Source organism: Ktedonobacter sp. SOSP1-85 (assembly GCF_016587415.1).
GTDB lineage: Bacteria > Chloroflexota > Ktedonobacteria > Ktedonobacterales > Ktedonobacteraceae > Ktedonobacter.
Genome location: NZ_BNJI01000001.1, coordinates 6,448,084 through 6,461,601, shown reverse-complemented (window position 1 = coordinate 6,461,601; position 13,518 = coordinate 6,448,084). Strand labels below are relative to the sequence as shown.

Annotated in this window: 14 protein-coding genes and 2 pseudogenes; 10 read left to right on the top strand and 6 right to left on the bottom strand. The window is 55.0% G+C overall.

Translation table 11 applies throughout. The annotated features are described in order from the left end of the window. Positions 1 to 772: 772 nt before the first annotated feature. The 6 genes and pseudogenes from KTE_RS27255 to KTE_RS47845 form a co-directional block, all read left to right on the top strand. Positions 773 to 910: pseudogene (locus KTE_RS27255) on the top strand (transposase); the annotation flags it as partial. A 245-nt stretch (positions 911 to 1,155) separates the two neighbouring features. After that, on the top strand, positions 1,156 to 1,380 hold the full coding sequence (locus tag KTE_RS27250) for a KOW motif-containing protein (RefSeq protein WP_201386566.1): 225 nt from the start codon (positions 1,156 to 1,158) through the stop codon (positions 1,378 to 1,380). A gap of 474 nt (positions 1,381 to 1,854) precedes the next feature. Further along, positions 1,855 to 2,250, top strand: coding sequence for a plastocyanin/azurin family copper-binding protein (locus KTE_RS27245; RefSeq protein WP_201386565.1), 396 nt, complete (start codon positions 1,855 to 1,857; stop codon positions 2,248 to 2,250). A gap of 133 nt (positions 2,251 to 2,383) precedes the next feature. Beyond that, a complete protein-coding gene (locus KTE_RS27240; protein ID WP_201386564.1) occupies positions 2,384 to 3,025 on the top strand; it encodes a hypothetical protein in 642 nt (213 codons plus the stop codon). Positions 3,026 to 3,322: 297 nt separating this feature from the next. Further along, a complete protein-coding gene (locus KTE_RS27235; protein ID WP_201386563.1) occupies positions 3,323 to 4,003 on the top strand; it encodes a TMEM175 family protein in 681 nt (226 codons plus the stop codon). Positions 4,004 to 4,197: 194 nt separating this feature from the next. Then, positions 4,198 to 4,413: a hypothetical protein gene (locus KTE_RS47845; RefSeq protein WP_236600599.1), complete on the top strand. Its 216-nt coding sequence runs from the start codon at positions 4,198 to 4,200 to the stop codon at positions 4,411 to 4,413. 118 nt (positions 4,414 to 4,531) lie between these two features. On the opposite strand, the gene KTE_RS27225 is transcribed toward KTE_RS47845, so the two are convergent. Next, complete coding sequence (locus KTE_RS27225; RefSeq protein WP_201386561.1) at positions 4,532 to 5,098, bottom strand: MarR family winged helix-turn-helix transcriptional regulator; 567 nt, start codon at positions 5,096 to 5,098, stop codon at positions 4,532 to 4,534. Positions 5,099 to 5,209: 111 nt separating this feature from the next. On the opposite strand from KTE_RS27225, the gene KTE_RS27220 reads away from it, so the two are divergent. Then, positions 5,210 to 6,571 carry an NAD(P)/FAD-dependent oxidoreductase gene (locus KTE_RS27220; protein ID WP_201386551.1) on the top strand — a complete coding sequence of 454 codons (1,362 nt, stop codon included), beginning with the start codon at positions 5,210 to 5,212 and terminating at the stop codon, positions 6,569 to 6,571. Positions 6,572 to 7,029: 458 nt separating this feature from the next. On the opposite strand, the gene KTE_RS27215 is transcribed toward KTE_RS27220, so the two are convergent. The 5 genes from KTE_RS27215 to KTE_RS27195 form a co-directional block, all read right to left on the bottom strand. Continuing rightward, complete coding sequence (locus KTE_RS27215; protein WP_201386549.1) at positions 7,030 to 8,436, bottom strand: cytochrome P450; 1,407 nt, start codon at positions 8,434 to 8,436, stop codon at positions 7,030 to 7,032. A 42-nt stretch (positions 8,437 to 8,478) separates the two neighbouring features. Next, on the bottom strand, positions 8,479 to 9,288 hold the full coding sequence (locus tag KTE_RS27210) for an alpha/beta hydrolase (protein WP_201386547.1): 810 nt from the start codon (positions 9,286 to 9,288) through the stop codon (positions 8,479 to 8,481). 17 nt (positions 9,289 to 9,305) lie between these two features. After that, positions 9,306 to 9,911: a hypothetical protein gene (locus tag KTE_RS27205; RefSeq protein WP_201386540.1), complete on the bottom strand. Its 606-nt coding sequence runs from the start codon at positions 9,909 to 9,911 to the stop codon at positions 9,306 to 9,308. After that, entirely contained in the window at positions 9,908 to 10,771 is an 864-nt protein-coding gene (locus KTE_RS27200) for a DUF998 domain-containing protein (protein WP_201386539.1), read from the bottom strand. Before KTE_RS27200 ends, KTE_RS27205 begins: the two co-directional genes overlap by 4 nt. Before the next feature lie 287 nt (positions 10,772 to 11,058). Further along, a complete protein-coding gene (locus KTE_RS27195) occupies positions 11,059 to 11,748 on the bottom strand; it encodes a class I SAM-dependent methyltransferase (RefSeq protein WP_201386538.1) in 690 nt (229 codons plus the stop codon). A gap of 521 nt (positions 11,749 to 12,269) precedes the next feature. Here KTE_RS27195 and KTE_RS49800 point away from each other — a divergent pair. From KTE_RS49800 to KTE_RS27180, 3 genes and pseudogenes are all read left to right on the top strand, one after another. Then, positions 12,270 to 12,647, top strand: a pseudogene (locus tag KTE_RS49800) (hypothetical protein); the annotation flags it as partial. Between the two features lie 105 nt (positions 12,648 to 12,752). Continuing rightward, positions 12,753 to 13,049, top strand: coding sequence for a transposase (locus KTE_RS27185; RefSeq protein WP_201386537.1), 297 nt, complete (start codon positions 12,753 to 12,755; stop codon positions 13,047 to 13,049). Then, positions 13,046 to 13,390: an IS3 family transposase gene (locus tag KTE_RS27180; protein ID WP_201386536.1), complete on the top strand. Its 345-nt coding sequence runs from the start codon at positions 13,046 to 13,048 to the stop codon at positions 13,388 to 13,390. Before KTE_RS27185 ends, KTE_RS27180 begins: the two co-directional genes overlap by 4 nt. The last annotated feature ends 128 nt before the right edge of the window (positions 13,391 to 13,518 follow it).

Below are 13,518 nucleotides of genomic sequence, written 5' to 3'. Positions count from 1 at the left end.
TTCCCGAGTTGGAAAGAACGAGTTTCTGGTGACGACTCCCCACGGATAAATCCGGGGGCTTCTCAGCAAACCGAAGTTTCCTGAAGGCTCCGTCCGAGCCAATACGTGTTTGCTCTCTTGGATGGCAAGGCGGCTTTGAAGCTCTTAAAAGACCTCGCCGAGAGGGCACAGGGACACTTGTACGCAAGTGCTTTTACGCAAGGGAACGATTTACCTTGCAACGCCCAAACACTTTTCAGTTGTGTCTGTACCAAAACACTTGTTCTAGTATAGTGTAAAAGGTGGATAGTGTCAAGAGAGGGATATCCCCAACCACCCTATCCGCCTTCAAAGGACTCGCTTCTATCCCTAGGGCTAAAGCCCAGGGTTTTACGCTCGGGTCGATAAATTACTGCTCACGCTGATGACCGATCCAATACCGGCGGTTTGTACTGCGGCCATGGAGGTGTGGTGCTACCGGTCCTCACAGATCATTCCTCTTCATCTGATTTTGCCCTATTTGCGTCACGAGGGGAAATATGTACGCGAAACAGCGATTAAAACGTTGATGGTCGCCAAGCAACGTGTTCCCATTGAGCCGATTCTTCGAGGTATTGATGGAACAAGGTACAGTCAAGTGAGTGAGGCGAGGGCGCACCAAGCTTTGGCCCAAGCGGGTTCTGGGAGATAAGGCGTACAGTAGTCGCAAGATTTGCCGCTTGAGATAGCGGCGGGAATTGGGTACACGATTGCCCGCAGCTGCGATGAGACGCGCACCTGGCCCTTTAACCGAGCCCTCTATAAAGAGCGCAATGTGGTCGAACGCACTATTAATCGACTCAAGCAGTTTCGGCGCGTGGCCACGCGCTACGAGAAGCGTGCGGTCAATTTTCTGGCTATGGTCACGCTTGCCTGTATTCTGCTTTGGTTATTTATGGTTTGCAAACAGGCTCTAGTCCATTTAACTGAACGCGATTTCATAGGTTCGTTTGATGCGTTCGCCTTTCCCCATACGCCTTTTTCTGGTACTAACGTGTTGCGTCTGTGATAGCAGGAAAATATAAAATGATGCATGTGTGAGCAAGTGTTGCTCTCTTTCCTTTAGAGAGAAGAGATTAGAGAGAAAGAGATTTCTCACCTTGAAGCATTAGCGATGAACAAAGGAGTTGACCTATCATGAGTCATGAGCACTTTGCTAAGGAAGGAAAGCGAATACGGGTCACGAGTTACGGTCCGTTCCGAGGATTGAAAGGAACGATTGTGCGCGTTAACATCATTGATGGAGAAGAAGATGACCCGTTTTTTGGTTTTTACCTGATTGCTCTGGACTCGCTACGGGAACCAATGTGGTTTGAGCACAACGAGATCGAATTCATAGATGCTCTGTTGTTCGTAGAATAAAATTTCGTTTCTTGACTCATAACCATTCGCGTATCTCAGTAGCTGAGAGGCAGAAGTGGCGCATTTCTAGCCTGCCTGACACAATTCTTTTCCTGGCAGGAAGCAAAATGTTTTCTGACTTGCCACGATCGTGCAGCAGCTTTTTGCATCAGGTAAACGAAAAATGAGCAACAAAATGAAGCCGTACCACAAGCCATTTCGCGGTACTATGCAAAAAAATTGCGTCAAAAACGATCACTTTGGCCATTCTCAATCATCCAACGTTTGACGAAAACGATACAAATGACAACACGAAATTTTATGAGTCAGGATATTTTCGCGGTACCCTGTTATCAATCTGTATCCAGAACGTTTTTAGGGGATTCATTAGAAATTATATGAGACCGGGAAAGCGAAAATTTATTCTACGAACAATATAAATGGCGCCTATTGTATAGATAGACAACCAACCATTTTAGAATTGAGGTAAAGCATATGTTGAGAAAACCAGGTGTCATCCTGGCCCTATGTAGCGTTATCGTCCTTCTCCTAGCAGCCTGTGGCACTGCTAGCAATGCTAATCCTGCTTCTCACTCTACAGAGAACGTCGTCCACATGAGCAGTATGCAGTTTGTTCAGTCGTCCATCACTATTAAAAAGGGAGAAAGTGTCACATTGGTTGCTGATACGATAACGACGCACATTATTGCTAATGGAACCTGGGAGCAGGGTAAGGCACATCCAGGCGCCGAGCTAGGTGCACCGCAGGTCAAGGATTTGCAAGTTGCAGGCAATAGTTCGCAGGCGATTGGTCCTTTCACTACCGCAGGAACGTTCAAGCTCTATTGTACGATCCATTCCGGTATGAACCTGACTGTCCAGGTAGTGTAGGAGTACCGAACCGTCAAGCAGGAATGAATGAAATATATACCGCCCCTTCCTAAATAAACAAAAAGGCACAAAAGATGAGAGCACACCAGCCGCACATTTTCAGGCGCGTGGTGGGCTAGTAAAGGTGAAAGCAATGAATACAACGACTCATCCTCGTATTGAAACTCGACCACTACTAGAAGAATCTGTAAAGCCGCAATCTGACAGACAGTCTCAAGAACGCGTAATTCCGACCGCGAATCCGGCGCTGGTCGGCCTGCAGCTCATCGTTGGCTATGCCTGGTTGCTAGCTGGTGCCGATAAGATCCTGCTGGGAACCTTCCCTGATCAGCTCAGTGAGCTTCTTCGCACCACTACCAGCAGCGGGCGCTTGCCGGGCCTCTTCGTGGCTCTGCTGCAGGGACTGGTTGTGCCTAACGCTGCACTCTTCGGCTTCCTTGTCGAGTGGGGTGAGACACTCGCCGGTCTGGGACTCATTACCGCTGGTCTGGTAACGTTGCTGCGCCCGTTTGCCAAGCATGCTCTCAGAGGAAGAAGTGCGATCCTGTTCGCCTATGGCGATCGGCTGCTGTTGATCTTGGGGCTGCTTGCCGCCATCGGTGCAGGACTGCTCGGCCTGAGCTACTTCATGCTGGATGGTATGCCTGCCCCCTGGTTCACTCCCGGCGTCGCCTACGGTGGTGCAATGGACACCGGACTCTTCCTTGCCGCTGCAAGCGTCGTTATCATTGCAGGCCAGCTCAAGCAGGGCGACAAAACCAAGCATAGAGCGTGAGCATAAGATAAAGGCCTTTGAGGAACAACGGAGCGGATTTGCACGATAAGGAAAATAAAGTGGCTTATAAAGCGGTACAAGAGAGAACGTACCGATCTAACAACGCCATTCCTGCCACGCAAAAGGGAAACGATCATCCCTTGGCTCAAGCCACTTACCGAGCCGAACGAGGATCGAAGAAACTCCCTTACCGTGCAAATCCGCTCCGTTGTTTCTCAGAGACCAATACATGACACAGATGCTCCCATTACCCCAAGATGTGCGGCAACGTACTTGGCGTATCTGCAAGGAGAGAGAATGGGCCGTGAACAGCGAGCAGGGGCCGTCGAAAAAGAGACCGGTCGCCTCGAATCCTTCAGCGATGGCGTCTTTGCCGTCGCCATTACGTTGCTGGTGTTCAATTTGCAAGTGCCAAACCTGCCGGGAGCGATCTCCGTGCCCGCGTTGGGCAGCGCGCTGCTTGCACGGTGGCCGTCTTACCTCACGTTCATGACGAGTTTTGCCACGATCTTGATCATGTGGGCAAGCCATCATGGCCTTTTCAAATTGGTGTACAAGACCGACACCCCCTTTCTGTTCGCCAATGGCTTGCTACTGTTGTTAGTCACCGTGGTGCCCTTTCCCACCTCTCTGGTGACCCAGTACCTCATCACGCCCGCGGCATCCCTAGCGTGTGCCGTCTATGCCGGGGTCTTTGTTGTGATCAATGTGGCCTACAACCTGCTCTGGTGGGCAGCCACGCATCAGCGCCGTCTGCTGCACCCAGCCGTGACTTCCCGCCAGGTAAAGAGGCTGACACGCAACCAACTGCTGGGATTGCCGCTCTACCTGCTGGCGACTCTGCTGGCCTTCTGGAATCCCTATGTAAGTCTGGGCTTGTGCAGTTGCCTGTGGATCTTCTGGGCCTTCACTTACTATGTACGCAGCCCCGAGTCCACGTCGTCTTGCCCTCTCGCAAGACGAGCAGACGGCTCCTGAAAGCAAGGCGTGAGGCCGAAGGGGCTGCTGTGCGCTTTCACGCTGCTGCTCTTGTGCGAAGGCGCGTTGCTGCGTTAGTGCGTTCGTGGCTGGGGTGGTTTGTGGATCAGGCTCAGGCAGGTGCGGCAGGATACTTGCATCCACCAATTGCTGCCCGGCTTTGTGGCGCCGGCGGTACAAGGGATCCCAATTTCATGGTATCATTTGCTGGAGGCTTCCTTTTCAAGCATGGCAAAAAGACGACACGCACTTCACAACCTAGCAGATCTTGCCCTCACTTCACATCAGAAACGGCCTCGCCACAGGGACGCCTGCCCCACGGCATTCTTGATGAGGAAGCCGTCCTGGTCGTTTCACGCGCGCTCGGGCATAACCGTCGAGACGTGGTCCTGACCTCCTACCTGCGCTAAGCCAACAATAGAGTTTCAGGCCACTCATGCGGATTGAAAACGAGTCTGGCGCAAGCGGAAGGTAAGTTTGGCGCGAACACCGATCGCTGCTCGGACTTAACAGGAGCAAGTCCCGTTGCTACATGCCATCGTTTTTCATTTCTTGCAACACCTCTTCTGCCCGTGTATTCATCTTCTGCGTAAAATCAACAATCAGAGCCAGTTGCTCATCAGTTAGCTGAGTCGCAGCCTCGACCGTAATCTCGGCCATGCGCATAAAGTAGTTGCCGAAGCCGCCTGCGAGCGCTTCGGGATTGATCTCCGTGAGCACAACGCGGCGATCTTTCGCAGAGCGCACGCGACGAGCATAGCCGAGCTTTTCCAGGCGATCGAGCACAAAGGTGATAGCCCCTGTCGTCAGGCCGCTGAGATCAGCGATGCGGCTCGCATTGAGCGGGCCCAGGCGCGAGAGCAGGCTCAGCACTTTTATATCGGTGACATGGATGCCTGTTCGGGCCGCCACGAACTGAAGAAAAAAGGTCGAGGCATCGGTGCTGCGCTGCATCTCATTGACCAACTCCCTCAGCAGCCCGGCGCGATCACGCTGCAGATCTCCCGCTGCGGCCTGTCCGCTTTCTTCTGCTTTCGCCTGCGTCCGTCTCTCTTCCTCCATGTTGTCCTCCCCTTTCTGATCCCGCTGCAACATTTTTGCGCCCTCCTTCGTAACTAATTTAGTTATTGTAATATCAAGTCACTGTCATTTTTAATCAATGTGATGCTTGACCACTGAAATTAGTGTATCAGAAGGAGCAATTCGATGTCTACCCAACCACTGCATGTTCTCATTATTGGGGCCGGCACCGGCGGGCTGTGTCTGGCGCAGGGTCTGAAGCAGGCCGGGATCAGTGTGGCGGTGTATGAACGCGATCGCACACGCATCAATCCCCTGCAGGGCTTCCGCGTTGGCATTGGTCCCGACGGCATTCGGGGCCTGCGGGCCAATCTGCCGCCCGAACTGTTCGAGACCTTCCTCGCCACCTGTGCGCGGCCTCCACTCTACCTGAATATGCTCACCGAGCAGATGAAGGAGTTGATGAGCCTGGAGAGTACACTGCTAACGGGCGATCCTGATCCGGCGAGACGCGAGCATACAGTCAGTCGCATGACGATGCGCCAGGTGCTTTTGAGTGGATTGGAGGATATTGTCCACTTTGATAAGACGTTTACACATTATGAGCAGCATGACGACGGCACGGTGATGGCCTTCTTTGCGGATGGCTCTAGCGCCACGGGCACGGTTCTGGTGGCGGCGGATGGGGCCAATTCGCGGGTGCGCCGGCAATATCTGCCCCATGCCACGCTGGTGGAGACGGGTCTGCTCTCCGCGGGGGCCAAAGTGCCGATGACACCGGAGAATGTGGCGCTGGTTTCGGAGAAGGTGTTGAAGGGCATGAGCATGATCTTTGCGCCCAGAGGCGTTGGTTTCATCCTGCATATGGTGGAGTTTCCCTGGCGGCACGATGGCCAGCTCAAGCCAGGGATTGGCGTGAATGAGGCTGAGGTGCTGGCTCAGTGGCCGGGCATGTTATATGACAATGAGAGCGACTATATCGGCTGGGGCCTGTGGGCGCCTCGCCAGCAATTCCCGCGCGATCCCATGAACCTGCGCGGGGAAGAACTAGTGGCGGTGATCCGGGAAATGACCAGCTCCTGGCATCCCAGCCTGCACACCCTGATCGCGCACTCTGATCCCTCGACGGCGCTGCCGGTGAACATTCGCACCTCGCAGCCTATCGTGCCCTGGCCGACCACGAATGTCACCCTGCTGGGAGACGCCATCCACACTATGACCCCGGGTCGGGGAGCCGGCGCAAACACCGCTCTGCGCGACGCCCGCCTGCTCTGCAAGCAGCTCGTGGCCGCGCACGATGGCCAGCAGGATCTGCTGACCGCCATCCACGGCTATGAGGAGAAGATGCAGAAATACGGTGCAGAGGCTGTCAAGCAATCGCTTGCCCAGATGGACCCCAACGCGCCCATCAATAAGCCTGTGATCGGAACAGCCATCATGACCACCCAGCGTACGATGCTGCGCGCCGTCAATCATCTTCCCCCAGCCAAACGCGCTGTGGCCCGCGCCTTCAGCCGCGGACGTGGGGCGGATCGGCAGGAAGATTAATGCTTCCAGCTCACGAGTCTGTCCATTTTGGCATTCCGTGGGGAGCATTTGTACAATGGTGTGGGTTGCTCTTGCCTCAAGAAAAGGGGCAGACACCCACGTCCTCTGTAATCAACGGGCATGGCTTGCGGTGTTCCTCTTTTCTTCAAAATGGGAGGAAAAATAAGAGCAAGATGAGGAGTTCTGTGAAGCTAGTTCCCATCTTGCTCGCCCTCGCTTGCTTATGCTTTCACAACAACGCCAAGCTTCATCCCTGCTTTGTAATGACCTGGCAGGTAACAGGCAAACTTCGGGTGGGAGAAAGCCTCCGATGCTGGAGATGAGATTGTGCACTGTCGTCTAGTTTCACCGCATTCCTTCGGCGACCGCAGCGACATCGCGATTAGTGGGGATCATTCCGCATCCGCTCTGAGCATGTTCACATGAACGTGCTCTCGCTTCTTTCAAAGATGTCTCGTTCATGGCTCTCCCAGCCGATGGAGCGTCATCCGCAGGCCGCCTCGTGGTCGCAACGTAATCAGCGGCTCCGGGACCACTTTTGCCCCTGGTAGGAGGTGGAACTGATACCGAGGCAGGATCGTCGCCAGAATGAGCTGGGCTTCGGTGAGAGCAAACTGATTGCCGATACACACACGCGGGCCTCCCCCAAAGGGAATGTAGGCAAAGCGATGATGCCCAGTTGTTCGCTCCGGCGCAAAGCGCTCTGGGTCGAAGACATCAGGCCGCTCCCAGAAATCAGGGTGCCGATGGGTCACTGCCGGAAACATCAGAACAAACGCCCCTTTGGCGATGCGGTAGCCACCAATCTCATCCTCATCGATGGCCTGGCGGCCAAAGGCCCATGCAGGTGGATAGAGGCGCATGGACTCCTCCAGTACCATACGCCCAAGCTTGAGCTGGGGCAGATCATCTATTGTCGCCGCACGTCCGCCCAGGACGCGGGTGTACTCCTCTCTGAGCCTAGCTTCCATGTCCGGGTGCTGTGAGAGCAGCAGAAGTGTCCAGGTGAGCGCGCCAGCTGTGGTCTCATGACCTGCTACCATGAGCGTGATGACCTCATCGCGCAATTGCTGATCGTTCATGCCAAGGCCTGTCTCTTCATCCCGCGCCTGCAAGAGCATGGTCAGCAGATCATTCTCGCTCTCGGTCGCTCTGTTCCTTCGCCCAGCGATCAACTCATCAACGACGGTGTAGAGGGTGTCTCTCGCCTCATACAGGTGATAACGCTGAGGGGTCGGTAGGAAGATCAGCCCTGGCATGTAAAAGGAGTGCGCTTCCAGGCGAATGGCGGTGCCCAGCGCCTGGAACACGCGCTGCTTGTAAGGGAGCATGTCCGCGCCAAAGAGTGCTTTGCACACAATGGTCAAGGTCAGGCCACTCATCTGCTGGAACATATCGAGAGGCTCTGACGTGTCGAGGTTGATTTCATCAAGCCAGGAAACCGCGTCCTCGGTCATCAGTTGGCCAAAGCCCGCGATACGGCTTCGATGAAAGGCTGGTTGGATCAGGCGACGCTGCTGTAGCCAGGAGTCTCCATTGTTGGTGAGCAGGCCATTGCCCAGCGTCATCCTGAGCACTTGATCGGAAAGCCCTCCCTTACGGTAGTTTTTGTGATTCTCTTGCACGACATGGCGTACGCCATCGGGATGAAAGACCAGGGTCCAGGGACCGAGCACCGTTGGTAGTGTCACGACATCACCGTAGCGCTCGCGCAGTTCCCGTAAGAACGAGAGGGGCCGGTTCCCAAACCTGAGAGTATTCCAGAGTGCCGTCTGCCACGGCGGTCCGGGAGGTGATTGCCTGCGCCTCTTCGCTTGCGCTGGTCGAGTCATCGTAGGTTGTGATGGTAATGTTGATTGAGACATGTGCTGTTCTCCTCTCAGGAAAAGCCGTGTACTATCCTGACACTAAAAGTCTTTAAGTGCGTCCATGAGTGCCTTCGCAAACGAGGCCGGGTAGGACAGGAAGCCGAGATGTCCGCCGGGGAAATCAACGACGCAGAGGTCCAACTGCTCCGCCAGCACCCGGTTCGGCTGGTAGGGCAACTGGTCCTGGGAGTCATAGCCCCCGCCAAGCAGAATCCGCTCGGCGTGCGCAGCCAGAGCAACCAGATCAAGCTGTACCCGTGGATACTGGCGCAGCTCGTACTCCATCCAGTACCTGGTGTTGGACACGATAGACGCATTTGTATGCTCACGCCTCACCTGCTCCAGTACCTGGAGGTCGACGCTTCCAAGTATCCCGCTGGCAAACTGCTGCATGGCCTTGGGAATCCCATCCTCTCGGTAGGTCTCGTAGACCCCGTCGAAAAAGGCCAGCCAGGAGGCCGCATCGGGCAACAGGAAAACGGCTGGCGGTTCGTGGGCAACCAGCGCCTGGACCCGCTCTGGAGCACGGGTGAGGACTTCGAGGGCGACAATAGCTCCCGAACTGCTGCCAAAGACAATCGCCGGTTGGTCCGAAAGACTCTCGATCAAACGCCGGACATCATCGGCATCGGTCTCAAGCCGGTGAACTGGGTCGGCAGGACCGTCGAGGGGACTGCTGGAAAAACCACGACGGTCGTAGATGACCACCTGATACTGTGGGATCAGGTGGTGGGTGAGCGGACGGAAGGACTCTCCGGTACCACTGGCCCCTGGAATCAGGATCAGCAGTGGCCCAGAGCCGCTCACCTCGTAAAATAACTGCGCCCCAGGAACCTTGAGGATACTCATCTGCTTTCCTTTCTTACTTACTGCGAGATTGTTGCACGAACAAGGCTGCCTGCGCGTTCTTGCGCCGTTTCCTGTACCTGGTTCGTTGGGATCTCTTCTGTGGTGATCCCTTTCCCCTGTTCATCCTGCTTCCGTTGCCCATAAGGGGTCAGGCCTCGTGGCTTGTATACCGCCAGCCCTGTGAGCATGATTAACACCACCAGAGTACCGCTAGAAGTGTCTATCATTTTGATCTGCATCCCACTAGGATAGGCATCTAGGACACCCGTCTTTGCCGCGATGCTCGCCAGTAGATCAACCACCTGCGTGTGGACCATCAAGAGGAAGGTGGCACCGATGGTGATCAGCAGTTTCAGCAGGACCCAATAGTGGCGGAACAAACCCCACTTCGTGCCCAGTGACGAGATCACCCCCGTTAGCCCCGATAGGAAGGCGGACGGAACGATGGCGAACCAGGCAGTCAACTCCATCGCAAGGTAGGCGGCTCGTACCAACTGGGGGTCCTGGCTAGTCATCCCGACCAGGGAGAGTATCAGGAAGACAACGACCACACCAAACCAGCCAACCGAGAACATGACATGCGCGGTGAGCGCGGTCTTGCGTAGGCCGGGTTTCATGATCATAGCGTTTCCCCCCTATATGCGATGGTCGAGAGGTACCTGGGGATCGACATTTGCATCCCACCCATACCGTTGGTGGTGATCTCTATGAGCACAACCGTCAGAAGGAGGAGAAGGGTAATGATCCCAAACACGATCACCCAACGTGGTATCCCGGTAGTCGCGGCCTGATCGGATCTCATGCTGGAGGAGAGCGCCGCTGACGGGGCGACCAGGTGCGTGTCCACATCGCGCCTCCCTACGCGCCATAATCGGAGCGCAAGAATGAGGAGGCATAAGAACCACACAGCAAGGATCATCCGCTGGAACAGGCCCAACCAGGGGTGTAACGGGTCTCCTACCGCCTCCGCGAAATATCCATTGAGCACAGACATCACGAACAATGCGATGCCCGAAACCCTTGTGTAGAGGGCAAGGCCGCTCCATCTCTCATCACGCGCAAACCGTAGCGACAACACGACGAGCACGATCCCGATGTTCAGGAAGAAGATCATGCCATTCATCATATGTACTCCGAGCGGATCATAGATGTGCCCTGCGGCGTTTTCGCTCCTGGGGAAGAAGCCGGCTATCATCAGCTCTATCCCGTTCCAGCCGACGAGTGCCGGGCCTACCATCCAGGATGCCGCCGCACGCACCCCTCGGCTCAACCCCACCGCAAACGCGATAATCAGGAGCCCGAACACTATGAAGTTCACCTGCTGCACCCACCCAAAGGGACCAGCCGTCAGGTCGCTGACCTCCTGCGCGATCGGGTTGTACCCCAGGCGCAGATCGGCGCGGAGGAAGCCCTGCATCACGAAGCCAATCGCGAACAGGATCGGGGCGCAGATCCCCGCAGCGGCCAGCACTCTTTGTAGCATGAATGTCTTCGGGGCGAGACTCTGGCCAGGCTGCGCCCCCGCGCCTTTCGGAACCTCCGGTGCAGCGTTATACTGCTTGCTCATCGCAGCCTCCTTCTCTCGCGTAGCCCACAGCCCTGATAGGCAAACGGATCAGCCAGGGGCACATTTGCATCGCGCGCGCCCTGGAATATGGCTTTTCTCATTGAAAAATACTCCTTTTGTGTGTTCATGATTGGTGTTTTTACTAAGCTCGCGGGCGCCGCGACCGATGCCTGGACACGGCCCCACGTGTAGATGTATGTATCTCAGCATTTGTATGCACGAACGATGCTGGCTCCTGGAAAAGCAGAGAATCGGGGAGGGCGCAGTTCCTCCGTTCCCACCCGGTCGAAACCAGCTTCCTTGAGGAGGTCCTCCAGCTCTTGGGTGCGGCTCCCTCCGGCATGAAAGCGCGCAGACAAGCCAGCTCGTTCCTGCTTGTGCTTGAAGTCAGCGATAACCAGTCGTCCCCCAGGTTTGAGCGCACGAGCGATTTCCGCAAGTCCCTGGCGTTTGAGGGGAGCCGGTAAATGATGCATCATCAAGGTCGAGAACACCACATCAAAGGTCTGATCGGGGAAGGGGAGCTGCTCAATCACCCCGACCTGGAATTCGACCGAGATATTGCGCCGAGCCGCTTTTGCGCGAGCACGGGTAATTTGCTGTGTCCCTGGATCAACGCCTGCGACGCGGCCCGTACTGCCCACGCGACGTGCCGCTTCCAGCGCCAGCGTTCCCGTGCCACAGCCCACATCCAGCACCGTCTCTCCAGGTTGCAAGTAGGCCAGGTTGATCGTTCTCTGCCTGAGCGTGCGAAACGTCCCATGGAACGAAAAGGTATCGTGGAACCATTCTCCCAGGTCGTAACACCAACCGGAGTTAACGACCAGCCCTTTTGTTTCTTTCGCTGGTGTCTCGCCTCCAGAGCTGTGGCGGTGATGTGTGAACGAATGCATAGATCGTGCTCCTTTCTCAAGATATTCTCTCTTTTGAGAAGAGAGTGTGTTGACAACAAGGCTCTCATCCTCGCGTGATGTGCGTGCTCGTCTGTTGTCCATCTTCTGTTATGCATGGCGAAGGAAAGACACCGATGCCTCATCACTTCCTACTCTTCCTGGCCTATCATCGATGGATCAGATCGGAATGTTGACAAGTCGATTGAGTTGAGACATACTCTCTCAAATGGATGTTACTGTCTGATCCCAAGTGTAGTCGGGTGGATAGACGAAAACAAGGTTCAATCGGGAAGATTTGTCCCAAATGAGACAAGGAGCGCAAAATGACTCAGCAGATCAAGAATTTACAGAAAACGTGGCGAGAAAGCCCCAGCCATTGATGTCGGGGATGAATCGCCACACTCGCATACGAGAAAAGAACCGGAACAAGCATGTTTCTAGAACTAGCGTTCTTCTTCCCTCTCTGGTACAATTGGAGCACGTTTATTGATCACGAGCGCACATGTGAAGGAGGAGCGTAGGTGTCCAGGAGAAGACAGGGACAGCACACACAGAACAAATAGCAGGAGAAACGGCCTGCGACTCCCACCTTCCTGCTCGAACTACCTCAGATCGTCGATGCGGGGCAAGCCGCCCACCTGGAAGCCGCTCGCCAGCTCTACAACGCCATCCTCTCCTTAGGGCAAAGGCGCCTGCGCCGCATGCGGGCCGATCCCGCCTGGCACGCTGCCCGTGCCCTTCCTCGCTCGCACAAGGCCGAGCGAGCCACCGCCTTCTCCGCCTTGCGCAAAGCTTATGGCTTCACCGAGGCAGCCTTGCATGAAGCAGTCAAAGGGCTCTTTACGCGGTCTCTCTCGATGCACTTTCCCTGTGCTCTAACTCGGAACGAAAAAGTCAGAACGAACGAACATTTCGTTACAAGTGGGATTATTGAGATTGACCCAATTTGATGGAGTCCCTAAAGCTGAGATATACTCGAAGCAGATCAGAAAGGAGCCCATCAAATGGGAAAGCTCCAAAAGGTCTACACCAAAGAATTCAAAGAGGAAGCAGTACGACTTGCGCAAACATCAGGGAAGCCGATTGCACAGATTGCCCGCGAGCTGGGTATCTCCGATTCGGCCATTCATGGATGGCGCAAGGAATTGGCGGAGCATGAGAAAGATGCATTTCCAGGCAAAGGGCACCAAACCGCGCTTGAAGAAGAAAATCGCCGCCTCAAACGTGAACTCGAAAGAGTCCAACAAGAGCATGATATCTTAAAAAAAGCAGTGAGCATCTTTTCACGGGAATCCAAATGAAATATCAGTTTATCGAACAAAACAAACAGGAGTTTCCCGTGGCCGTCATATGCCGAGTGCTTGAGGTCTCGGAAAGTGGCTTTTATGCCTGGCGCAAGCGTCCCACCTGTCAACGCCGGCGAGAAGCTGCTCAGCTTATTCAAGAGATTCAGCAGGTCTTTGTCACACACCGAGGCAGATACGGAAGTCCACGCATCCGTGTGGAATTGAAGGATCAGGGGCGAAGAATCTCTCGCAAACGGGTGGCTCGACTCATGAGTGAGGCAGGAATAAGTGCCAGGCACAAACGGCATCGTGTGATCACCACCAGAGCTGCCAATACACTTCACAAGAAGCCATAAGATTTGTCAATCCTCTGGTCAGTTCCCTGTGGTAAGCTGAGCTCGGAAAGACACCAAGTCCCCTCTCAGCTGCCCTGGACAGCGCAGCCAACCTGAGCAGCCAACCTGAGCGTGATCCCAAGCTGGGT